This window comes from Nocardioides malaquae, from assembly GCF_015070385.1.
GTDB classification, from domain to species: domain Bacteria; phylum Actinomycetota; class Actinomycetes; order Propionibacteriales; family Nocardioidaceae; genus Nocardioides; species Nocardioides malaquae.
In genome coordinates this window covers 126,019-147,169 of record NZ_JADCSA010000008.1, presented here as the reverse complement: position 1 = coordinate 147,169, position 21,151 = coordinate 126,019, and the positions used below count along the sequence as shown (strand labels likewise).

Genomic DNA, 21,151 nt, shown 5'->3' with positions numbered 1-21,151 from the left:
GTGGGACTCGTACGCCACGCAGAGCCAGTCGAAGCAGCAGGGGAGACGACATGGACGCCGCCAACGCCCTCCAGGGCAACGGAGGCTCGCCCGCCGGCAGCCTCAGCGACCGTGACCGCGACATCCTCGAGTTCGAGCGCCACTGGTGGAAGTACGCCGGGGCGAAGGAGCAGGCGGTCCGCGAGAAGTTCGACATGAGCTCGACGCGCTACTACCAGGTGCTCAACGCCCTCATCGACAGCGAGGCCGCCCTCGAGGCCGACCCGCTCCTGGTCCGCCGCCTGCGTCGCCTGCGCCAGCAGCGTCAGCGTCAGCGCTCTGCCCGTCGTCTCGGCTTCGAGATCTGATGCCCCGCCGCAACGAGCGCGGGGTCGCCTTCCCCTCGCCGGTCGTGATGCTGAGCGTCATCGCCGTGGCCATGGCCGGCTTCGCCTTCGTGGCGACCATGGACTCGCCCGAGACGGAGCGCAAGGTCGAGAACGTCGCGCAGGAGCGGGTCGACCCGACGCCGACGGCCGAGCCGAGCGCCACGCCGACCAAGAAGGCGAAGCCCAAGCCCAAGATCAACCGCGCCAAGGTCTACGTCGAGGTCTACAACAACTCCGGGATCACCGGTCTGGCCGGCCGGACCGCGGAGAAGATCTCCGCCGCCGGCTGGCAGGTCGTGGGCTCCGACAACTGGGTCGGCCACATCCCCGAGCCCACCGTCTACCACCCGCCGCGCCTGGCCCGCGAGGCCAAGCAGCTCGCGCTCGACCTCGGCATCAGCCGCACCAAGGAGGCGGTGGCGCCGATGAAGCTCGACCGTCTCACCGTCATCCTCACCGGCTGAGGCCTGCTGCCGACTGCGTGAACCGGCTCACGCAACCCTGCTTCGCGTGGGACCGCGTGATTGAGTAGCCGCCATGCAGTTCACCCACCCGGAGACCGCCGCGCTCTACGCCGACGTCGTGGCGGCAGGCCCCGACCTCGTCGTGGGCCTCGACTTCGACGGCACGCTCGCGCCCATCGTGGAGGACCCGACGCAGGCCCACGTGCACCCGGCCGTGCCCGACCTGCTCGTCGAGCTCGCAGACCGCGTCCGTGGGGTCGCGGTCGTCACCGGCCGGCCGGTGCGCCAGGCACTGGCGCTGGGCGACCTGGACGCGGTCGGAACCAGGATCACCGAACGTGGACGCTCGTTCGCGGTGCTGGGCCAGTACGGCAACGAGCGCTGGACCGGCTCCGAGCGACGCGTCGTCTCGCCCCGCCCGCCGGCCGGCCTCGCCGGCTTCCTGCGCGAGGTGCCTGCGCTGCTGCGCCGCGTGGACGCCCGCGACGCCTACGTGGAGTCCAAGGGCCTTGCCATCGCGCTGCACACGCGCCGACTGGACGACCCCGAGGGGGCCTTCTCGCGCCTGCTTCCCGTCGTCTCCGACGCGGCCACCCGTCACGGTCTGGCGATCGAACCGGGTCGTCTCGTCGTCGAGGTGCGGGCGCCCGGCATGCACAAGGGGTTGGCGGTCGCCGGCCTCGCCGAGCAGTGGCAGGCGAAGGGGTTCCTCTTCGCCGGTGACGACCTCGGCGACGTCGAGGCCTTCACCGAGCTCACCGCCATGCGGAGCGACGGCGTCGCGACGATGGCCATCTGCTCCCACGGCGGGGACGGGCCACCCGAGCTCGAGGAGCTGGCCGACCACGTCGTTGACGGCCCCGACGGAGTGGTCGAGTTCCTGCGTCGCCTCGTGGTCGACCTGGACGGCGCCGGCGGGAGTCGCTGAGCCGACGCGTCAGCGCGCCTCGAGCCCCACGATGGCGGCGTTGCCGCGGGAGTCGACGCGCACCTCGGCGATCGCACCGTCGCGCGCCATGGCCTCCTCGATGCGCCTGGCCTCGCGCTGGTCGGCGAACCAGCTCTCGATGCCGCAGCGCAGCGGCCAGCCCGAGGCGCACCGCACGTAGCTGCCGGAGTCGGGCCGGGTGGTGCTCCATCGCGAGCCGACCATCTCCCCGTCGCGCTCGGTGAGCGTGACGTAGATGTCATCGCCCCACTCGTGCTCGAAGTCCTCGGGCGGCTCGAGGTCGGGATACTGCAGGTCGACGTAGGCACCGCGGAAGGGGTCGATCGGGTCCACCGGGTCGACGCTCATCCGGTAGGTCTCCCCAGTCGTCCGGGCGGAGAGCTGCGGGGCGACCCCGACCGCGACCAGGCCGATCTGCACGACGGCCACGACGGCGACCAGCGCCGCGCGCTTCATCGCGCACCTCCCTCGGGCCCGGGAGAGACGGTGCCGGGGGAGTCGGCATCGGCTTCCCCGGGTTCGTCGAGCGCGGCGGCGAGCCGGCGGCGTACGCGGTCGAAGCCCCACCCCGTGGCGAGCAGGACCAGGCCCAGCAGCAGGAAGAGCCAGGCGCCGTCGACGATCGGGGCGAAGACCGCGAAGCTCTGGAAGGTCGTGAAGACCACCAGGGCCAGGGTCGCCACGGCCGGCAGGGTGCGCGAGTCGCGCAGCGTGCCGATGACGGCCACGCCCACGGCGACGGCCACGTAGCCCACCACCGCGACGACGGTGTGCGCCCAGCTCGCGGTGGTGACCTCTTCCACGGAGTCGCCGGCCTCCCACCACACCAGCAGCAGGGCGAGGCCGAGCGCAGCGACGGCGCCGAGGCACTCGACCAGGGTCAGCCGCAGCCGGGCGCGCAGGATCGCGACCACCACGGTGGCGCCGAGCAGGACGCCCAGGGTCACGTTCCACCACCCCGACGACAGGTCGAACCCGTCGTCGACCGGCAGCGCGGCGGCGAAGAGGCCGGCCAGCACCAGGGTCACCCCGAGGGTGCGCCACAGATCGGCGAAGCGGGGCTGCCGGGCCACGTCGAACGCCGCGACACCCAAGGCCGCGACACCGGTGGCAGCGAGCACGAAGGTGACGTCGGCGAACGACGGGTGCGCCGCCAGGCCCTGCCAGATGCTCCACACCACGCCTGCCACCGCTCCGACGGCCAACGGCGCCGTGGCACGGAACGCGTACGCGTGCAGCAGCGCCGCCGCGCCCCACAGGCCGACGAGCTTGGGCTCGTAGGCCGGCACCTGGAGACTCTGCGCGGCCTGGAAGACCAGGCCGCCGACCGCGAAGGCCGCCAGGAGGCGTACGGCACCGACGGCGAGGTGGTGGACGCCGCGGCCCGCCATCACCTCCGCGCCCACCAGCAGGGTCAACCACAGCGCCGCGACCAGCGCGAGACGGCCCAGCGGTGGCACCACGTCGAGGTTGGCGGCCACGAGCCATATGAGGCCCACGCCCACGAAGACGGCGCCGAGGGAGAACAGGAGTCGGGTCAGGGAGAAGGTGCGGGTGGCGTGGTAGCGCGCCAGCACGGTCGACGCCTGGTCGGGGGTGACGATGCCCTCGGAGGTCCAGTGCTCGACCTGGGTGCGCAGCCACTGCAGCTGGCGCGGTGAGACACCCTCGCTCGGCGACCGGGGGGCGCCGGGTGGGGCGGGAGGCGTGGACGTACGTGTCATGGCCCCAGTGTGGACCTCACCGGCGGTCCCGCGACGAGGCCCACAGCCAGAGACGAGGTGGTCTAGACCGGACGGTGAAGAATCCTCCCGTTCTCCGGACGGGTGGCGGCCGACTTGCATACCCTCGACAGGCGGTGTCCTGCAACCGGTCCTACCACCGGTGGACCGCGGAGGGAACACGGAGGATTCATGTCACTTGGACTCAGGCGACGGGGCGAGCGCGGTGCAGCCGCGGTGGAGTTCGCCCTCGTCCTGCCGATCTTCCTGATGCTGCTCTTCGGGATCATCGACTTCGGCTACGCGATCAACCGTGGCTCGATCGTCAACAACGCCGCTCGCGACGCCGTGCGTGAGGCGAGCCTCGGTCAGAGTGCCGCCGACGTGCGCGCCGTGGCCCAGCGGGGTGTCCAGGGGCTGCCCGGCACCGCCATCGCCGTCAGCTGCTCGCTGCCCGACGACTCGCCGTGCGGCAACTTCGACACCGACGCGGTGAGCAACGGCATCGCGCGGGTCACCATCACCTATCGCCACGAGATGTTGACCCCGGTCGGCATCTTCTTCCCGGGGGGCCTGAACCTGAGCCGTCAGGCAGAGATGAGGATCGAATGAGCACGCACCCGGTGGTCGCGCGACTGCGCCGCCTGACGTCGCGACGTCGTGACGAGAAGGGCGCCTACGCCGTCCTCTTCTCGATGATCCTGGTCCTGCTGATCGCGCTCGCGGCGATCTCAGTCGACATCGCCAGCCAGGTCTCGGCCAAGCAGCAGCTCAAGGACACCATGGACGCGGCGGCCCATGCGGGCGCGCTGGCGCTGCCGGAGCGGCAGTTGGAGGCCACGCAGATCGCCCGCACCATGGCGCAGCGCAACGACCCCACCGCAGATGTCGACGCGCGGCTCTACTGCGTCATCGCCTCCACGGGTGGTGACCGGCAGCCGAACCTGGCGCAGATCCCGAGCACCTGCAACCCGGGCGGCACGGCCCCCTACGCCGGCACGGTCTGCAACGACATCATCTGCGCGATCCCCTGCATCCCTTCGCCGACGAACCCGATGATCAGGTGCAACACCATCCAGGTCTCCGACACCAAGGAGGTCGACTACGCCTTCGCGCCGGCCATCGGGCACGATCAGGGTTCCACCGGAGCGGTGGTCTCCACGGCCTGCAAGGGCACGTGTGGCTCTGAGGTGCCAAATCCGATGGACGTCGTGGTGATGGCCGACCGCACGGCGTCGATGGAGCCGGATGACCGCGCCCGCATGGTGCAGGGCATCCGGGAGATGCTCGAGACGATGACCCCCTCGCAGCAGTACGTCGCCTTCGGCACGCTGCACAAGTCGGTGACCGGCTATGCGTCCTGCAAGAGCAACCCCTTCCTGCTGCCCTACCGAGGCAGCGCGCGTGACTACGTCACCCACGGCACCTGGATCCCCGTGCCCTTCAGCAACGACTACCTCAACGGCGAGGACCTCAACAACAACAGCCAGCTGGTCAAGGCGGTGACCTGCCTGCCGGAGTCGCCCTCCGGGCAGTTCGGTACGCACCTGGCGAGCGCCCTCAAGGCGGCTGCGCGCTACGTGCTGGGCATCGACCCCAACAACCTCGGGAGCCTGCCGAACCGTCCCGGGGCCACCAAGGCCGTCATCTTCGAGACCGACGGCATGCCCGACGAGGTGTGGACCAGCTCGACCTCGTCGCGCGACCTCAACGTCGCCGGCGACATCGGTGGTGGACTGCAGAGCGCCGACGGCGAGCAGCCCTGCATCCGGTGGGACTGGTGGGGACGCTGCACCGGTTACGGCAGCACCCTCTACAAGAACACCAACGGCCAGAAGGGCTGCGACAACTTCAGCCACGTCGCCCGCCAGGCCAAGGCCCGCAACGTCACGATCGTGACCATCGGGTTCGGTGACGCCACCATCGCACGGTGCAAGAAGTACGAGCCGCACTCCGGCACGTGGGCCTCGCGCGACGTGCGTGACGTGCTCGCCGAGGCGGCCTCTCCGCACCCGGTCACGGGTCAGCCCAGCGTCGCGACCAGCAACTGCAGCACGGCCGCCCAGCGCGAGGTGGAGAACGGCAACGGAGACTTCTACTTCTGCGCCGCCTCTGGCGATCAGCTCGGCCCGATCTTCAAGACCGCGATGTCGGCCCTGGCCAGCGGGGTCAAGTTCGTGAAGCTGCCACGTTAGCCGTCGTTCCACCACAGTCGGACCGCGTGACGCCGCCCCGGGGACTCCCCGGAGCGGCGTTTGCACTCTCTTGGGTCGAGTGCTAGAACAGTCATTGGCACTCTCCCCGTGAGAGTGACAACCGCGCACCGGTGACGCTGAGGCGCTGGGGACGGCGGGAATGGTCCGCCGACACCCCGGTGTCGTCCGTCGCGGGCAGCCCGCCGGCGCGACCACCCGAACTCCCCAAAGGAATCGCAGGAGTCATGCCTAAGCTGATTGCTTTCAACGAGGAGGCCCGTCGCGGTCTCGAGCGCGGAATGAACACGCTCGCCGACGCGGTCAAGGTGACGCTTGGCCCCAAGGGCCGCAACGTCGTCCTCGAGAAGAAGTGGGGCGCCCCCACGATCACCAACGACGGCGTCTCCATCGCCAAGGAGATCGAGCTCGAGGAGCCGTACGAGAAGATCGGCGCCGAGCTCGTCAAGGAAGTTGCCAAGAAGACCGACGACGTCGCGGGTGACGGCACCACCACCGCCACCGTCCTGGCCCAGGCCATGGTGCGCGAGGGTCTGCGCAACGTCGCCGCCGGCGCCAACCCGATGGGTCTCAAGCGCGGCATCGAGGCTGCGGTCACCGCCGTCTCCGACCAGCTGCTCGAGATGGCCAAGGACGTCGAGACCAAGGAGCAGATCGCTTCGACCGCCTCTATCTCCGCCGCTGACTCCACCGTCGGCGAGATCATCGCCGAGGCGATGGACAAGGTCGGCAAGGAAGGCGTCATCACCGTCGAGGAGTCGAACACCTTCGGCCTCGACCTCGAGCTGACCGAGGGCATGCGGTTCGACAAGGGCTACATCTCGGCCTACTTCGTCACCGACCCCGAGCGCATGGAGACCGTGCTGGAGGACCCCTACGTCCTCATCGCCAACTCCAAGATCAGCAACGTCAAGGACCTGCTGCCCCTCCTTGAGAAGGTCATGCAGTCCGGCAAGCCGCTGGTCATCATCGCCGAGGACGTCGACGGCGAGGCCCTGTCGACCCTGGTCGTCAACAAGATCCGTGGCACCTTCAAGTCCGTCGCCGTCAAGGCCCCGGGCTTCGGTGACCGCCGCAAGGCCATGCTGCAGGACATCGCGATCCTGACCGGTGGCCAGGTCATCTCCGAGGAGGTCGGCCTCAAGCTGGAGACCGCTGGTCTCGAGCTGCTGGGCCAGGCCCGCAAGGTCGTCATCACCAAGGACGAGACCACCATCGTCGAGGGTGCTGGCGACGCCGGCCAGATCGAGGGTCGCGTGAACCAGATCCGCGCCGAGATCGAGAAGTCGGACTCCGACTACGACCGCGAGAAGCTCCAGGAGCGCCTCGCCAAGCTGGCCGGCGGCGTGGCCGTCATCAAGGTCGGCGCGGCCACCGAGGTTGAGCTCAAGGAGCGCAAGCACCGCATCGAGGACGCCGTGCGCAACGCGAAGGCTGCCGTCGAGGAGGGCATCGTCGCCGGTGGTGGCGTCGCCCTGGTGCAGGCTGCTGCCGCTGTCTTCGACGACCTCAAGCTCGAGGGTGACGAGGCCACGGGTGCCAACATCGTCCGCGTCGCCACCGAGGCCCCGCTCAAGCAGATCGCGATCAACGCCGGTCTCGAGGGTGGCGTCGTGTCGGAGAAGGTCCGCAACCTGGAGGCCGGTCACGGTCTCAACGCCGCCACGGGTGAGTACGTCGACATGATCGCCAACGGCATCATCGACCCCGCCAAGGTGACCCGCTCGGCCCTGCAGAACGCTGCGTCCATCGCCGCGCTCTTCCTGACCACCGAGGCCGTCGTGGCCGACAAGCCGGAGAAGGCCGCGCCCATGGGCGGCGACCCGACCGGTGGCATGGGTGGCATGGACTTCTGATCCCACCGGATCGAGTCCCCAGCTCCACGACCGAGGCCCCGTCGCACGCGAGTGCGACGGGGCCTCGGCCCATTTCCGTGGCGGCGGGGGAGCGGTCGCTAGGGTGGCCGCCATGCCAGACCTCTCCCGGCTCCGTGACGTCGACACCCCCGAGTCCCGCGTGCTGCAGTCGGTGGCCACCGGCGCCTTCACGGCCCTCGTCTCGCCCGCGAAGCTGTCGCGGGGTACGCGTACGACGATGCACGCGTTCAGCGGTCTGCTGGGTGCCGGTGCGGGGGCCTTCGTGCTCGCCGGGCAGATGCCTCCGGCGCAGCGGGCGGTCGCGGCCGTGACGCTGGGGGCGTCGCTCTACGGCGCCAGTGCCCTCGGGGTGGTGGCGGACACGAAGGCCGAGCAGTGGCTGCGCGACCGGGGTGTGCGACGCCCTCGTCTGGTCCTGGGCCTCGCCGCCGGCGTCCTCACGTGGTTCACGTCGGCGCCGACGGAGTCCCGCGAAGCGCTCGACACCGACACGCTCGACGCTGACCTGCCCGACACTGAGGAGCGCGACCCCGACTCGCGCTGAGGTGACCCGGTGAGGCATGCTGTGGCATGGCTCACACTCACGAGGCTCCGCGGCGCGTCGCCGTCATCGGGGCCGGCATGGTCGGGCTCTCGACCGCGTGGTTCCTGCAGGAGCGCGGGGTCGACGTCACGGTCCTGGACCGCACCGGCGTCGCGGCCGGTTCGTCATGGGGCAACGCCGGCTGGCTGACCCCCGGCCTGGCCACCCCGCTGCCCGAACCCGCCGTGCTGCGCTACGGCATCCGTGCCGTCATCAGCCCGAGCTCGCCGGTCTACGTGCCACTGGCCGCCGACCGGCGGCTGCTCGAGTTCCTGGTGCGCTTCGCCCGCAACTCCACGATGCCGCGGTGGCGCCGCGCGATGGCGGCGTTGGTGCCGGTCAACTCGCTGGCTCTCGACTCCTTCGACCGGCTGGCCGAGGGCGGGGTGCAGGCCCCGACCCACGAGGCCCGGTCGTTCGTCGCGGCCTACCGCACCGAGGCCGAGCGGGCCACGCTGCTCGAGGAGATCGACCACATCCGGGCCAGCGGCCAGTGGCTCGAGCACGAGGTGCTCACCGGCGACGAGGCCCGCGCGGTGGAGCCGTTGCTCTCCGACGAGGTCGGGGCTGCGCTGCGTCTGCACGGCCAGCGCTACGTGAGCCCGAGCTCCTACCTGGCCGCCCTGGCCACCTCGGTGGAGGAGCGAGGCGCCCGCATCGTGAGCGGGGTGCAGGTGAGCGCCCTGCAACCCGACGGTGGTGGCGTGCGGGTCGCGGGGGAGGGCTACGACGCCGCCGTCGTGGCGACGGGGGCCTGGCTGCCCCAGCTGGCTCGTGCCTGCGGCGTGCGGGTGCCGGTGCAGGCCGGACGCGGCTACTCCTTCACCGTGCCGGTCGAGTCGGCGCCGCACGGTCCGGTCTACTTCCCGGCCCAGCGGGTGGCCTGCACGCCGGCCGGTGACCGGCTCCGGGTCGCGGGGATGATGGAGTTCCGGCCGGCCGACGCCGGTCTCGACACCCGGCGCATCGCCGCGATCGTCGACGCCGCGCGTCCGCTGCTGCGCGGGGCCGACCTCGACCGCCGCCGCGACGAGTGGGTGGGGGCGCGCCCCTGCACGCCCGACGGCCTGCCGCTGGTGGGGCGTACGCGCTCGCCTCGTGTCTACGTCGCGGGTGGCCACGGCATGTGGGGCATCACGCTGGGTCCGGTCACGGGGCGGTTGCTGGCCGACGAGATGGTCAGCGGCGTGCAGCCTCCCGAGCTGGCGCCCTTCGACCCGCTGCGGTGACCGCGACGACGCCCCTGGCGCCGCGCTCGGCCTCCACCATGGAGTGGTTGACGAAGGGATAGTGGCCCGCCTCGGGGAAGGTGAGCTCGACGAACCCGCCCTGGGCGGCCGTCAGGCCCAGCACCTGCGCGCCTCCTTGGCTCCCGCTGCCGGGACGCAGGTGGTGGGCGCCCTCCAGGTAGAGGGCGTCGAACTGTCCGCCGACGACGTGGAACGAGGTGCCCCGGCTCGGGCCCGCGGCGAGCACCCAGAGGCGTACGCGCTCGCCGACGCGCGCGGTCAGCGGGCGGTGGGCATACTGGTCGGCGTAGCCGTTGAAGGCGACGAGGTCGGGCCGCTCGGCGCGGATCTTCTCCATGTCGACCTCGCCGCCCTGCGGGCCCAGGTAGAGCTCCGACTGCACGAGCACGTAGGACCGGTCGACCGGCGCCAGGTCAGACGGTTCGATGACCACGGCGCCGAACATGCCGTTGGCGATGTGGGCCGACATCGGCATCGTGGAGCAGTGGTACATCCAGATCCCCGCGCGCTCGGCGGTGAAGCGGTAGACCAACGACTCACCGGGCGCGATGGTGCGCATCGGCCGGTCAGGTGCCAGTGCCCCGGCGTGGAAGTCGATGGAGTGCCCGATGGTGCCGTCGTTGACCAGGGTGATCTCGAAGACGTCACCGACCCGTCCGTGCAGCACGGGGCCGGGGGCGGTGCCACCGAAGGTCCACAGCCGTTGGGTGATCTCGGGCGCGACCTCGGTCTCCTGCTCGGAGACGGTGAGGGTTCGACGGTGGACCTGCGGGCCGTCCCCGGCCGGCGGCAGCGGTGGGAGGGCCGCGTCGTACGCCTCGAAGTCGGCGTCGGGCTCGCTTCCCAGGGCCGCCGCCACGTCCGGCTGCTCGCCGGCGGTAGCCGGTGCGGCCGCGTGGCCGTGGCCGTGCTGGTCCGGCTCGCGGCCCTCCGCGGGCGGGGTCTGGGCCATAGGGGTGCCGCTCACCCGGACGTCGAGGGTCATGCCCATCTGTCGGTGACCCACCACCGAGCACCATCCCTCGAGCGCCTGCCCGACGACGCCGACCTCCACCGTGGCGGACTCGCCGGGCGCGAGCCGGTCGGTCTTCGCGCCGGTCTCCAGCACCAGGTCGTGGGAGTCGGCGTCATCGGCGTTGACCAGGGTGATCACCAGCGCGTTGCCGGCCGGCACCTCGATCGTGCTGGGCTCGAACCGCATGTCCCGGGCGACGACCTCCACGTGGGTGGTCTCACCGGTGGCCACCACACCTGCGCTGGCCGAGGCGACGGGCTGGTCGAGGGCGGCGGGATCGAGGGCCGCGCCCGCGGCCACGCAGAGCATGACCGTGGCCAGGCCGGCGGCGGCCAGCCCGGTGCGCTGGCCCGCCGGACGGGCGCCGTCAGGGGGCGCGGGGGAGTGCGCCGGATCGTTCACGCCGGCTGTGTCGCCGCCGCTGTCACCCGCGCGGCGGGTCCGGACCGAGACGGCGATGGCCCGCAGCAGGATCGGCACGAAGGCGGCCATCACCCCCACCACGAGGAGGGAGGTGATGACCCGCACCAGGCTCGGCACGCCGGGCAGCGCGCAGACCACGATGCCGGCGTTGGTGGCCACCACCCGGAAGCTGCTGCCGGCGTCGACCGCGCGGTTGGTCGCCCGGACGGCGGCCGGACCGCCGCCGAGGACGACCGGCACCAGGTAGGAGAGCGCGCCCAGCAACACCTGGCCCGCGAAGCCGACCGCCAGCAGCGGGGTCACCAGCGCGGTGCGGGAGTCGACGGCGACCCAGTCCGGGGCGCTGGCCACCATGACCACCAGCGTCACCAGGCAGGCGACGAGCCACCCCAGGGCCGCCGCCACCGACCAGGCCGCGAAGGTCGTCGGGGGCTTGGCGCGCGCCACCCGCACCGCCGGCACGGCCAGCAGGCCGACACCGCCCAGGTAGACCACCAGCCCTGCCGCGTAGCCGAGGCGGAGGTTGACCAGGGCGCTGGTCACCAGGGCGGCCAGGCCAATGAGCAGCACCGGCAACGCCCGGCGCGCTGCCCGACCCGCGGCCTCGTCCATGCGGGTCCGCAGGATCGTCGGCCACAGCGTGACCAGGGTGCCGAGCACCGTCAGGCCGATCCAGCCGAAGACGTTGAGCGCCACGTGGGCGGCGCGGGCCTGTTCGTGCAGCGGTGAGGTCAACCCGCCGGCCATCCAGACGCCCATGCCGGCGCCCACCGGGTGCAGCGCCGCGGCGGCGACGTAGAAGCGTACGGTCGGGGCGAACCGCGAGCCCAGGGCACCGCGGAGCTGCCGGGCGAGCACCACCCCGTGCCACAGCACGGCGCCGGCGAGCGCGACACCGCCCACCAGGGTCACCCACCACCACTCGGCGAGCATCCCGACGACCACCGCGACCACACCGCCGTTGAAGGTGGCCAGCCGTAGGTTCTGGACCCGGCGCGGCGTCGGCGCGCAGCGCAGCAGCGTGTCGGCGAAGTAGCGGCTCCACACCAGGATCGCGTGGCCCACCGCGCCGAGCACGAGCAGGTGGATCATCAGCCACCGGGGCTCGGGCACCCACTGGTGCACGACGGTGGCGACGACCGCAGCGACGAGCCACCCGAGCGTGGGGAGGTCGCGCATCGGCCAGAAGCCGCGGGCCGGACGACTGCTCGAGGTGGGGCGTGGGGTCAGGGTGGTCACGGGCGGGCTCCTGCCGGCACGGGTGGGGTGGCGCGGAGGGCGGCGGCCCCCAGCACGACGAGGAAGAACGAGAGCACGGCGACCACGTTGAGCACCCCGCCGACGGTGTGCGCCAGCCCGGAGCCGAGCGCGTCGCCGAGCCAGAGGCGTACGACCAGGGAGACCTGGAGGAGCCCCGCGGGGAGCCACATGGCCCAGTGGAAGTCGAGCCGGATGCCCGCGACGGCGGGCAGGATCACCGGGGCGTGGGCCATGACCATCGACATGGTGAAGCCCAGGAAGACCGCGTGGACGACCGCGTCGTAGGCGCCCCCCGAGGTCACCGGCCCGACGACCAGCCACACGCCGGCAGCCACGCCCAGCCACACCTGGCCGGCCAGCATGCTGGCGCCCATGAAGCGGGTCAGGCCCCGCCCGCGCACGGTGCGCCGGGCCACGTCGTGGGTCGCCAGCCACCAGGTCAGTCCCGCAAGCGTCAGGCCCACCCCGGCCGCACCCACCCGGGGCCACAGCAGGCTCGCGACCACACAGACGCAGAAGGCAGCCGTGGTCAGCAGCAGGGTCGGCGCGGCCCGCGGTCCCATCGCCAGCCGCGCCAGCTCGAGGCGCTCCCCGACGATGGTGAGCACCAGGAAGCCGGCGAGCCACGGCAGCAGCAGCGGTACGTCCACCCCGCCGCGCCACAGCAGTGCGGCGCCGACGGCGAGCACGGCACCCATCGTCTCCACGAGGACGGCGTCGTCGCGTTGGCGTCGCCACAGGACGGCGGAGACCGTGAGCAGCCCGAGGGCGCCGGCGACGACCAGCCAGGCACCCGGTGCGGCGGTGGCTGCGTGCAGCTGCGCGAGCGTGCCGAGCGACAGTCCGAGCGGAGCGAGCAGCGCCACTGGTCGCCTCAGCGCAACAGCCCGCTCCAGGGAGACCAGGGAGCCGACGAACCCGAGCACCATCAGCACCCCGTGGGAGTCGCGCAGCCGCTCACCGGTGACCGGGGCCCAGGTGTCGAACAGGTCGAGTCCGGCGTCGACGCCCAGGAGCAGGGCGGCGGCGCTGGGCACGACCAAGAGGGCGCGGGGGTGGGGCCGCCGGCCGCTGGAGCGGGCCCGGCTCTTCACGACGACAGGGTTCGCGGGAGGTGCAGCCGGCAGGAGTCGTCGGTGGCAAAGGGTTCGAGCGTGGTGCCGGAGGGGTCGCCGCCGTGCTCGGAGACCATGCCGCGCACCAGGCCCAGGTGGACGGCGCAGACCACCTCGGGGTGCTTGCGCGCCGTGTCGAGCAGGGGGCACCGGGTCAGCTCGACGACGTCGACGGGGGTGTCCCGCGGCGCGAATCCGAACTCCTCCAGGGCCGCGAGGGCCTCGGAGCGCGGGTCGAGGGGGCCGTTCATCCGCGACAGGCGCTGGCGCGCGAGCTCCCGGCCCCAGCCCTCTCCGGCGCGGGCTCCCGCTGCGGCCGGGTCGGGGGCGCTGGTGGCGAGGCCCGAGGCCAGCGTGCTCGCGAGTGCGGCGTACTCCGAGGTGTGCGACTCGTCGGCGGCGGTGTAGAGCCAGGCGGGACGTCCCCGGCCGATCGGCGTGGCCCGTCGGCGGTCCACGAGACCGGTCTCCACCAGGGCCTCGAGGTGTCCTCGCAGGGTGTTGGCGTGCAGTCCGGTGGCCGCGGTGAGCTCGGCCATGCCCAGAGGCTCCGCGGAGCGCGTCAGCAGGTCGAGCACGCGGGTGCGCGAGGGCGACATCGGGGGGCGGCGGGTGCCGGCGGCCGGACGGGGTCCGCGTCGGGGAGGTCGCGACATATTCACGGAGCAAGTGTAGGAAAATCTGCCGCCCCGTCCAATTCTCACGGAGAAAGTGTGGGTATATTCACCACGGGTGCCGACCCGGTGCCCGTTTCCCAACCTGACAGGGGCGTGACCCACACATGAACTCCGACCACGGCGCCGACCGCGCGACCACCGGATCCACCTTCACCATCGCCTCGGACGCCGACTCCGCCCGACCACAGGGGCACTCCTGCGGCTGCGGGGAGGCGCATGGCGCCGGGCACCCCGAGCTCGACGTGCAGACCATCCCGCACGCGATCCGACACGCCACTCTCTTCGGGGCGCTCGACTCACTTGCGTCCGGTCAGGGTGTGATCTTCCGGGCCACCCATGACCCGGTCCCGCTGCTGCGCCAGCTCGAGGAGCGAGCCCCGGGTGCCTTCGCCGTCGACTACCTCGAGGCCGGCCCGGAGCAGTGGCGCCTGCAGTTCTTGCGCACCTGAGCTGCTCGTCGCCGCACCTGGGCGACCCCGCAGCACCCCGAACGTCCTCGTGACCGGCCGCCCAGGCGGCCGGTCACGATGACGTTGACGGGGGATTGGGTGGGGTGGAGGTGTCAGCTCGGGCGCGGGGCTCCCTTGCGGGCGTAGCGCATCCACGTGATGACCACGCACATGACGGCCCAGGCGATGCCGATCGCGTAGAACGCGACCGGACCCAGGGTGGTGACGCCGATGCCGAAGAAGAAGGGCCCGAAGGCGGCGATCGCCGCTGTCCAGCCGATCACGCCGCCGGCCTGCCGCTTCTCGAAGATCATCGGCATCTGCTTGAAGGTGGAGGCGTTGCCGATGCCGGAGAAGAGGAAGATCGCCAGCATCCCCCACAGGAACTGGTTGAAGCCGCTCTCCAGCGTGGCCGCCGACGTGGCGTCGGGCGTCAGCGCCGGGATCGTGAAGGCGATCGCCCCGATCAGACCGATGCCCGAGATCAGCGTCCAGATCGCGCCGCCCATCCGATCGGTCAGGGGAGCGAAGATGACGCGTGCCCCGGCGCCGACCAGCGGGCCGAGGAAGACGTACTTCACGACGTCGGGCACGTCGTAGCCCTCGACCAGCACGGTCGCCTCGGCGCCGGTGCCCTGGACGATGTCGGGGTTGGAGATGCCGTAGAGGTCGGCCATCAGCAGGCCGAACTGGGCCGCCAGGCCGGCGAAGGTGCCGAAGGTCATGATGTAGAGCACGGTCATCAGCCAGGTGTCGACGTTGCCGAAGATGTCGAACTGCTGACGGATGTTGGCCTTGATCGGCACCGACTTCAGCATCGTCCAGGCCAGGATCGACGACAGCACCATCAGCGGGATCCAGATGAAGGCGGCGTTCTGGTACCAGACCTCCTGAGCGTCCTGGCCCGGCATCGAGATGCTCTGCGAGGAGCCGAAGAAGGCGAGCCACGAGAAGCCGATGAGGTAGGGCGTGAGCAGCTGGACCGCGGAGACACCGAAGTTGCCGATGCCGGCCTGCAGACCGAGCGCGGTGCCCTGCTTCGACTTCGGGAAGAAGTAGGAGGTGCTCGGCATGAAGCCCGAGAAGGCGCCACCGCCGATGCCGGCGAGGAAGGCCAGCACCATCAGCTCCCAGTAGGGGGCGGTCGGCTCCTGGACGCGCACCCCCCACCCGAGGGTGGAGAAGACGAGCAGCAACGAGGTGACCGCCACCATCTTGCGGGTGCCCATGATGGGCGGGAGCACCATCCAGACCAGGCGGAAGAGCCCCGCGGAGAGGCCCGGCATCGCGGCCATCCAGTAGAGCTCAGTGGTGGTGAAGGAGTAGCCGAGCGGGTTGAGCTTGGGGATGAGCGCGCTGGGGAGGAACCAGGCCACGAAGGCGAGGAAGAGCCCGAACGTGGTGATCCACAGCGTCTTCCACGCCAGTGGCTTGTCCCACGTCTCCTCGTTCTCCGGATCCCAGTCCTGCAGCCACTCACCGCCGCTGCGGTCGGTGCTCGCCTTGCTCATGCGGGTGCCTCCTCAGGCGTGGGGTGGTCGAGGTGACCCGCGAGCTGCGGGGACTCTCGGTGGAGCATGTGGACGACCGTCCAGTGCATCCACACCGCGCAGACCACGGTGAGGACGAAGAGCACCGCGAAGGTGCTGGTGGGGAAGCCCGACCACGCCTTCGTGTAGGCGAAGAGCGGCGGGAGTGCGAAGCCGCCCAGGCCGCCCAGCATGCCCACCAGGCCGCCGACGGCGCCGACGTTGTCGGGGAAGTACTCCGGGATGTGCTTGAAGACCGCGGCCTTGCCGACGCCCATGGCGCAACCGAGCACGAAGACCAGCACGACGAAGGGCACGAGCCCGAGGGTGTAGGCGAGGTGCTCGGTCTCGCGACCGTCGGCGTGCACGATCGTGATGTGGCCGTTGGGCATCATCAGGATCCCGGAGGTCAGCAGCATCGCCCCGAAGGTCCAGTACATGACCCGGCGGGCGCCGAAGCGGTCCGAGAGCGAGCCGCCCAACGGGCGCAGCAACGAGGCCGGGAAGATGTAGGTGGCGGTGAGCAGCGCCGCGGTCTGCAACGAGACGTCGAAGTTGTCCATGTAGTAGACGGGCAGCCAGGCCGCCAGCGCGACGTACGCCCCGAAGACGGCGACGTAGTAGAGGCTGAAGCGCCACACGCGCATCTGGCGCAGCGGGGCCACCTGCCGGGCGAAGGGCACCCCGGTGCCGGGCTTGAGGTCGTGGCGGGGGGTGCCGAACCACACGGCGGCCGCCATCACCACGAGCAGCGCGGCGTAGACCACGGGCACGAGTCGCCAGCCGCCGTCGATCACGCCGAAGTAGGTGGCGCCGGCGGTGCCGGCGATCAGCGGGGGACCGATGAACTTGGTGACCGAGGCGCCCACGTTGCCGGCGCCGAAGAGGCCGAGCGCGAAGCCCTGGTGCTCGCGCGGCTGCCAGGCGGAGTTCCACGCGATGCCTGCGGAGAAGGCGTTGCCGGCGAAGCCGATCAGGAAGGCCAGCACCAGCAGCACCGCGTAGGAGCTGGCCTGCGAGACCAGGTAGGTCGGCACCGCGGTCAGCAGCAGCAGGCCGGTGAGCACCACGCGTCCGCCCCAGCGGTCGGCGAGCATGCCGGCGGGCAGTCGCCACAGGGAGCCGTTGAGCGCCGCGGCCGCCACGATCCACGACAGCTGGACCTCGCTCAGGCCGAACTCCTCGCGGATCGGCGTCCCGAGGATGCCGAACATGAGCCAGACCGCGAACATCAGGGTGAACGCGATCGTGGAGAGCCAGAGCACGCGATGGCGGCCCGGGCGCTCCCGGTCGAGAGTGGGTGCGGCACCTGGGTCAGCGCCGGTGCTGGCGGGGGGACGATCAGCCATGGGGGGCTCCTGGAAGAGGCCGTGAACGCGTGGTTCCTGCGACGCACGTTACGTATTGATGGCCGTTCGCGTCCAGATTCTTGGGTGTGTGGCGAGGCACGTCCGTGAATATTCGCTCGCCGTGCAAATGCTTGCGATGGCCCCACCGTCGGGGTCATAGTGTCCGCACGAGCGAGACCGTACGAGGCGACCATTCGTGGCCGAAGGGAAGTTCTGTGAGCGACACCAAGCCGGGTTTCGACGGCGGTCTGAGCGATGCACTCGTCGCCAGCCGCCGTTTCTTCACGCGGAGCAAGGTCAGCGACGACCTGCGCACCATCACCGCCAAGGGCGGGCGTGAGGGCGACGCGTTCTACCGGGACCGGTGGGCCCACGACAAGGTGGTGCGGTCGACCCACGGCGTCAACTGCACCGGCTCCTGCTCGTGGAAGGTCTACGTCAAGGACGGGATCATCACCTGGGAGGCGCAGCAGACCGACTACCCGAGCGCCGGCGCCGACCGCCCCGAGTACGAGCCCCGTGGCTGTCCTCGGGGCGCTGCTTTTTCCTGGTACACCTACAGCCCGACCCGGGTGCGCCACCCGTACGTCCGTGGCGTGCTGCTGGACATGTTCCGCGAGGCGAAGGAGCAGTACGGCGACCCGGTGATCGCCTGGGGCTCGATCGTCCAGGACCCGGAGAAGGCGAAGCGCTACAAGTCCGCGCGCGGCAAGGGTGGCCTGGTGCGCGCCACCTGGGACGAGGTCTCCGAGATCGTCGCCGCCGCCCACGTCTACACGGTCAAGCGCTGGGGCCCCGACCGGATCGCCGGCTTCTCGCCGATCCCGGCCATGTCGCCGGTCTCCTACACCTCCGGCGCCCGGTTCCTCGAGCTCATCGGCGCCCCGATGCTGTCGTTCTACGACTGGTACGCCGACCTGCCCAACGCCTCGCCGCAGATGTTCGGCGACCAGACCGACGTGCCCGAGTCCGGCGACTGGTGGGACGCGGGCTACCTCATGATGTGGGGCTCCAACGTCCCGATGACCCGTACGCCCGACGCGCACTGGATGACCGAGGCGCGCTACCGCGGCCAGAAGGTCATCGCCGTGGCGCCGGACTACGCCGAGAACGTCAAGTTCGCCGATGAGTGGGTCACGCCCGCGCCCGGCACCGACGGCGCCCTGGCCATGGGCATGGGGCACGTCATCCTCAAGGAGTTCTTCGCCGGCGACGAGGTGCCCGCCTTCTTCGCCGACTACAACAAGCGTTTCACCGACCTGCCCCACCTCGTGAGCCTCGACGTCGCCGAGGACGGCACCTACCGCCCCGGCAAGTTCCTCGTCGCGGGCGACATCGACCACCCCGAGGGTGGCACCGAGAACACGATGTGGAAGCCCGCGGTGATGGACACGGCCGGCGAGGTGCGCATCCCGCGTGGTTCGCTCGGCCACCGCTTCGGTGCCGAGGGTGAGGGCCAGTGGAACCTCGACCTCGGTGACATCGACCCCCTGCTCACCCTGCACGGCGCCGCGTCGGCCGAGGCCGTCGAGATCGGCCTGCCGCGCTTCGACGCCCCCGACGGCCGGGTCGTGCACGAGTCGCGCGGGGTGCCTGCGGTCCGTGTCGGCGACCGTCTGGTGACCACCGTCCTCGACCTGCTGCTCGCGCAGTACGGCGTGGCTCGCCCCGGCCTGCCCGGCGCGTGGCCCGAGTCGTACGAGGACCCGACGGTCCCCGCCACGCCGGCCTGGCAGGAGCAGCACACCGGCGTGCCTGCTGCTCAGGTCACCCGCCTGGCCCGGGAGTGGGCGCAGAACGCGATCGACACCGAGGGTCGCGGCATGATCCTGCTCGGCGCCGGTGTCAACCACTGGTACCACTCCGACCAGATCTACCGCGCGATCCTCCTGCTCACCACGATCACCGGCACCCAGGGCCGCAACGGCGGTGGCTGGGCGCACTACGTGGGCCAGGAGAAGATCCGCCCGATCATGGGCTTCCAGCACATGGCCTTCGCGCTGGACTGGCAGCGCCCGCCGCGGCACATGAACCAGACGTCCTACTGGTACGTGAACACCTCGCAGTACCGCTACGACACCTTCACCGCCGACGACCTCGACGCCGGCACCGGCTACTTCGCCGGCAAGACCGTGATGGACCTGCTGGCCCAGTCGGCGCGGCTGGGGTGGAGCCCGAGCTACCCGACCTTCGACCGCTCCTCGCTCGCGCTCGCCGACGAGGCCGAGGCCGCGGGCATGGAGGCCGGGCCCTACGTGGCCCAGGAGCTGAAGGAGGGTCGTCTCAAGTTCGCCATCGAGGACCCGGAGGCCGAGGAGAACCACCCCCGCGTGCTGTCGCTGTGGCGCTCCAACCTGCTGGGCAGCTCGGCGAAGGGCAACGAGTACTTCCTGCGTCACCTGCTCGGCACCGACAGCGCGGCGACCGCCAAGGAGGCCGCGCCCGACCAGCGTCCGACGGGCGTGCGGTGGGCCGACGAGGCACCGGAGGGCAAGCTCGACCTGCTGCTCACCCTCGACTTCCGGATGACCTCCAGCACGATCTTCAGCGACGTCGTGCTGCCGGCCGCGACCTGGTACGAGAAGCACGACCTCTCCACCACCGACATGCACCCCTTCGTGCACTCCTTCAACCCGGCGATCGCGCCCCCGTGGCAGACCAAGTCGGACTGGGAGGCGTGGAAGACGATCGCGAAGAAGTTCTCCGAGCTCGCCGTCACCCACCTCGGCACCCGCAAGGACGTCATCGCCAAGCCGCTGTGGCACGACACCCCGGAGGCCATGGCCACCGAGCACGGCGTCGTCAAGGACTGGCGCACCGGCGAGTGCGACCCGGTGCCGGGCAAGACCATGCCCGTCATCGCGGTGGCCGAGCGTGACTACACCGCCATCTACGACAAGATGACGTCGATCGGTCCGCTCCTGGAGAAGATCGGCATGCTCACCAAGGGTGTGGCCTACGACGTGAAGCGGGAGATCGAGATCCTCCGCAAGCGCAACGGCGTGGCCCACGGCGGCGCCGGTGACGGCCAGCCGAAGGTCGAGACCGACGTGCAGATGGCCGACGCGATGCTGCACCTCGCGGGTGTCTCCAACGGCCACCTCGCCACGCAGGGCTTCAAGTTCCTGGAGAAGCGCACCGGCACCCAGCTGGCCGACCTCTCCGCCGAGCACGAGGGCAAGCAGATCACCTTCGCCGACACCCAGGTGGCGCCGGTGCCGGTGATCACCTCACCGGAGTGGTCGGGCTCGGAGAGCGGTGGGCGGCGCTACAGCCCCTTCACCATCAACATCGAGCGGCTCAAGCCCTTCCACACGCTCACCGGGCGCCAGCAGTTCTACGTCGACCACGACTGGTTCCTCGGCACGCGCGAGATGCTGCCGGTCTACCGCCCGCCGCTGAACATGAGCCACCTCTTCGGTGAGCCCGAGCTGGGCACCACCTCCGAGCTGGGTGTCTCGGTGCGCTACCTGACGCCGCACAACAAGTGGTCGATCCACTCCGAGTACCAGGACAACCTCTTCATGCTGTCGCTCTCGCGCGGCGGTCAGTCGGTCTGGATCTCCGACCGTGACGCCGCCAAGGTCGGCATCAAGGACAACGACTGGATCGAGATGGTCAACCGCAACGGCGTGGTGGCTGCCCGTGCCATCGTCAGCCACCGCATGCCGGAGGGCACCGTCTACATGCACCACGCCCAGGACCGGTTGATCGACGTGCCGCTGACCGAGCGGGACGGCAAGCGCGGAGGCATCCACAACTCCCTGACGCGCATCGTGATGAAGCCGAACCACGTGGTCGGCGGATACGCCCAGCTGTCCTACTTCTTCAACTACATCGGCCCGATCGGCAACAACCGGGACGAAGTGACAACCATTCGCAAGCGCCGTACTCCCGTCGAGTACTGAG

Annotated in this window: 17 protein-coding genes; 10 read left to right on the top strand and 7 right to left on the bottom strand. The window is 70.9% G+C overall.

The genetic code is table 11. The features are described 5' to 3' along the window. The first annotated feature begins 50 nt into the window (after positions 1 to 50). The 3 genes from IEQ44_RS10180 (at position 51) to otsB (ending at position 1,760) form a co-directional block, all read left to right on the top strand. On the top strand, positions 51 to 347 hold the full coding sequence (locus IEQ44_RS10180) for a DUF3263 domain-containing protein (RefSeq protein ID WP_193638342.1): 297 nt from the start codon (positions 51 to 53) through the stop codon (positions 345 to 347). After that, positions 347 to 832 carry a LytR C-terminal domain-containing protein gene (locus IEQ44_RS10175; RefSeq protein WP_193638341.1) on the top strand — a complete coding sequence of 162 codons (486 nt, stop codon included), beginning with the start codon at positions 347 to 349 and terminating at the stop codon, positions 830 to 832. Before IEQ44_RS10180 ends, IEQ44_RS10175 begins: the two co-directional genes overlap by 1 nt. Before the next feature lie 73 nt (positions 833 to 905). After that, positions 906 to 1,760: a trehalose-phosphatase gene (gene otsB, locus IEQ44_RS10170; RefSeq protein ID WP_193638340.1), complete on the top strand. Its 855-nt coding sequence runs from the start codon at positions 906 to 908 to the stop codon at positions 1,758 to 1,760. Between the two features lie 9 nt (positions 1,761 to 1,769). Here otsB and IEQ44_RS10165 read toward each other — a convergent pair whose 3' ends face one another. After that, positions 1,770 to 2,237, bottom strand: coding sequence for a GDYXXLXY domain-containing protein (locus IEQ44_RS10165; RefSeq protein WP_193638339.1), 468 nt, complete (start codon positions 2,235 to 2,237; stop codon positions 1,770 to 1,772). Next, positions 2,234 to 3,505 carry a DUF2157 domain-containing protein gene (locus IEQ44_RS10160; RefSeq protein ID WP_193638338.1) on the bottom strand — a complete coding sequence of 424 codons (1,272 nt, stop codon included), beginning with the start codon at positions 3,503 to 3,505 and terminating at the stop codon, positions 2,234 to 2,236. The genes IEQ44_RS10165 and IEQ44_RS10160 overlap by 4 nt, the downstream gene beginning before the upstream one ends. A 189-nt stretch (positions 3,506 to 3,694) precedes the next feature. Here IEQ44_RS10160 and IEQ44_RS10155 point away from each other — a divergent pair, with 189 nt between their 5' ends. The 5 genes from IEQ44_RS10155 to IEQ44_RS10135 all read left to right on the top strand — a co-directional run bounded on the left by IEQ44_RS10155 (position 3,695) and on the right by IEQ44_RS10135 (position 9,404). Further along, positions 3,695 to 4,114 (top strand): TadE/TadG family type IV pilus assembly protein, encoded by a 420-nt coding sequence (locus IEQ44_RS10155; RefSeq protein WP_193638337.1) that lies wholly within the window; start codon positions 3,695 to 3,697, stop codon positions 4,112 to 4,114. After that, on the top strand, positions 4,111 to 5,697 hold the full coding sequence (locus IEQ44_RS10150; RefSeq protein WP_193638336.1) for a TadE/TadG family type IV pilus assembly protein: 1,587 nt from the start codon (positions 4,111 to 4,113) through the stop codon (positions 5,695 to 5,697). The genes IEQ44_RS10155 and IEQ44_RS10150 overlap by 4 nt, the downstream gene beginning before the upstream one ends. A 245-nt stretch (positions 5,698 to 5,942) precedes the next feature. After that, a complete protein-coding gene (gene groL, locus IEQ44_RS10145) occupies positions 5,943 to 7,571 on the top strand; it encodes a chaperonin GroEL (RefSeq protein ID WP_193638335.1) in 1,629 nt (542 codons plus the stop codon). A gap of 112 nt (positions 7,572 to 7,683) precedes the next feature. Continuing rightward, positions 7,684 to 8,136, top strand: a complete 453-nt coding sequence (locus IEQ44_RS10140) for a hypothetical protein (RefSeq protein WP_193638334.1) — start codon at positions 7,684 to 7,686, stop codon at positions 8,134 to 8,136. Positions 8,137 to 8,162: 26 nt separating this feature from the next. Next, entirely contained in the window at positions 8,163 to 9,404 is a 1,242-nt protein-coding gene (locus IEQ44_RS10135; RefSeq protein ID WP_193638333.1) for an NAD(P)/FAD-dependent oxidoreductase, read from the top strand. Here the strand turns inward: IEQ44_RS10135 and IEQ44_RS10130 are convergent. Genes IEQ44_RS10130 through IEQ44_RS10120 form a run of 3 tightly spaced genes read right to left on the bottom strand, consistent with a single transcriptional unit; the run spans position 9,355 to position 13,894 of the window. Beyond that, positions 9,355 to 12,102, bottom strand: coding sequence for a multicopper oxidase domain-containing protein (locus IEQ44_RS10130; protein ID WP_319804607.1), 2,748 nt, complete (start codon positions 12,100 to 12,102; stop codon positions 9,355 to 9,357). The genes IEQ44_RS10135 and IEQ44_RS10130 overlap by 50 nt on opposite strands. Next, positions 12,099 to 13,217, bottom strand: coding sequence for a DUF8744 domain-containing protein (locus IEQ44_RS10125; protein ID WP_193638332.1), 1,119 nt, complete (start codon positions 13,215 to 13,217; stop codon positions 12,099 to 12,101). The genes IEQ44_RS10130 and IEQ44_RS10125 overlap by 4 nt, the downstream gene beginning before the upstream one ends. Continuing rightward, on the bottom strand, positions 13,214 to 13,894 hold the full coding sequence (locus IEQ44_RS10120; protein WP_227487240.1) for a helix-turn-helix transcriptional regulator: 681 nt from the start codon (positions 13,892 to 13,894) through the stop codon (positions 13,214 to 13,216). Before IEQ44_RS10120 ends, IEQ44_RS10125 begins: the two co-directional genes overlap by 4 nt. Before the next feature lie 125 nt (positions 13,895 to 14,019). Between IEQ44_RS10120 and IEQ44_RS10115 the strand changes: the two genes are divergently transcribed. After that, entirely contained in the window at positions 14,020 to 14,364 is a 345-nt protein-coding gene (locus tag IEQ44_RS10115; RefSeq protein ID WP_193638331.1) for a DUF2249 domain-containing protein, read from the top strand. A gap of 113 nt (positions 14,365 to 14,477) precedes the next feature. On the opposite strand, the gene IEQ44_RS10110 is transcribed toward IEQ44_RS10115, so the two are convergent. Together IEQ44_RS10110 and IEQ44_RS10105 are read right to left on the bottom strand one after the other, a co-directional pair. Then, positions 14,478 to 15,875, bottom strand: a complete 1,398-nt coding sequence (locus IEQ44_RS10110; protein ID WP_193638330.1) for an MFS transporter — start codon at positions 15,873 to 15,875, stop codon at positions 14,478 to 14,480. Further along, positions 15,872 to 17,242 carry an MFS transporter gene (locus IEQ44_RS10105; RefSeq protein ID WP_193638329.1) on the bottom strand — a complete coding sequence of 457 codons (1,371 nt, stop codon included), beginning with the start codon at positions 17,240 to 17,242 and terminating at the stop codon, positions 15,872 to 15,874. Before IEQ44_RS10105 ends, IEQ44_RS10110 begins: the two co-directional genes overlap by 4 nt. A 215-nt stretch (positions 17,243 to 17,457) precedes the next feature. On the opposite strand from IEQ44_RS10105, the gene IEQ44_RS10100 reads away from it, so the two are divergent. Then, on the top strand, positions 17,458 to 21,150 hold the full coding sequence (locus tag IEQ44_RS10100; RefSeq protein ID WP_193638328.1) for a nitrate reductase subunit alpha: 3,693 nt from the start codon (positions 17,458 to 17,460) through the stop codon (positions 21,148 to 21,150). The last annotated feature ends 1 nt before the right edge of the window (position 21,151 follow it).

Excerpts from the sequence above, each read along its gene's own strand:
- IEQ44_RS10180 (WP_193638342.1), top strand. The coding sequence starts at position 51 with ATGGACGCCGCCAACGCCCTCCAGGGCAACGGAGGCTCGCCCGCCGGC.
- IEQ44_RS10175 (WP_193638341.1), top strand. The coding sequence starts at position 347 with ATGCCCCGCCGCAACGAGCGCGGGGTCGCCTTCCCCTCGCCGGTCGTG.
- otsB (WP_193638340.1), top strand. The coding sequence starts at position 906 with ATGCAGTTCACCCACCCGGAGACCGCCGCGCTCTACGCCGACGTCGTG.
- IEQ44_RS10165 (WP_193638339.1), bottom strand. The coding sequence starts at position 2,237 with ATGAAGCGCGCGGCGCTGGTCGCCGTCGTGGCCGTCGTGCAGATCGGC.
- IEQ44_RS10160 (WP_193638338.1), bottom strand. The coding sequence starts at position 3,505 with ATGACACGTACGTCCACGCCTCCCGCCCCACCCGGCGCCCCCCGGTCG.
- IEQ44_RS10155 (WP_193638337.1), top strand. The coding sequence starts at position 3,695 with ATGTCACTTGGACTCAGGCGACGGGGCGAGCGCGGTGCAGCCGCGGTG.
- IEQ44_RS10150 (WP_193638336.1), top strand. The coding sequence starts at position 4,111 with ATGAGCACGCACCCGGTGGTCGCGCGACTGCGCCGCCTGACGTCGCGA.
- groL (WP_193638335.1), top strand. The coding sequence starts at position 5,943 with ATGCCTAAGCTGATTGCTTTCAACGAGGAGGCCCGTCGCGGTCTCGAG.
- IEQ44_RS10140 (WP_193638334.1), top strand. The coding sequence starts at position 7,684 with ATGCCAGACCTCTCCCGGCTCCGTGACGTCGACACCCCCGAGTCCCGC.
- IEQ44_RS10135 (WP_193638333.1), top strand. The coding sequence starts at position 8,163 with ATGGCTCACACTCACGAGGCTCCGCGGCGCGTCGCCGTCATCGGGGCC.
- IEQ44_RS10120 (WP_227487240.1), bottom strand. The coding sequence starts at position 13,894 with ATGTCGCGACCTCCCCGACGCGGACCCCGTCCGGCCGCCGGCACCCGC.
- IEQ44_RS10115 (WP_193638331.1), top strand. The coding sequence starts at position 14,020 with ATGAACTCCGACCACGGCGCCGACCGCGCGACCACCGGATCCACCTTC.
- IEQ44_RS10110 (WP_193638330.1), bottom strand. The coding sequence starts at position 15,875 with ATGAGCAAGGCGAGCACCGACCGCAGCGGCGGTGAGTGGCTGCAGGAC.
- IEQ44_RS10105 (WP_193638329.1), bottom strand. The coding sequence starts at position 17,242 with ATGGCTGATCGTCCCCCCGCCAGCACCGGCGCTGACCCAGGTGCCGCA.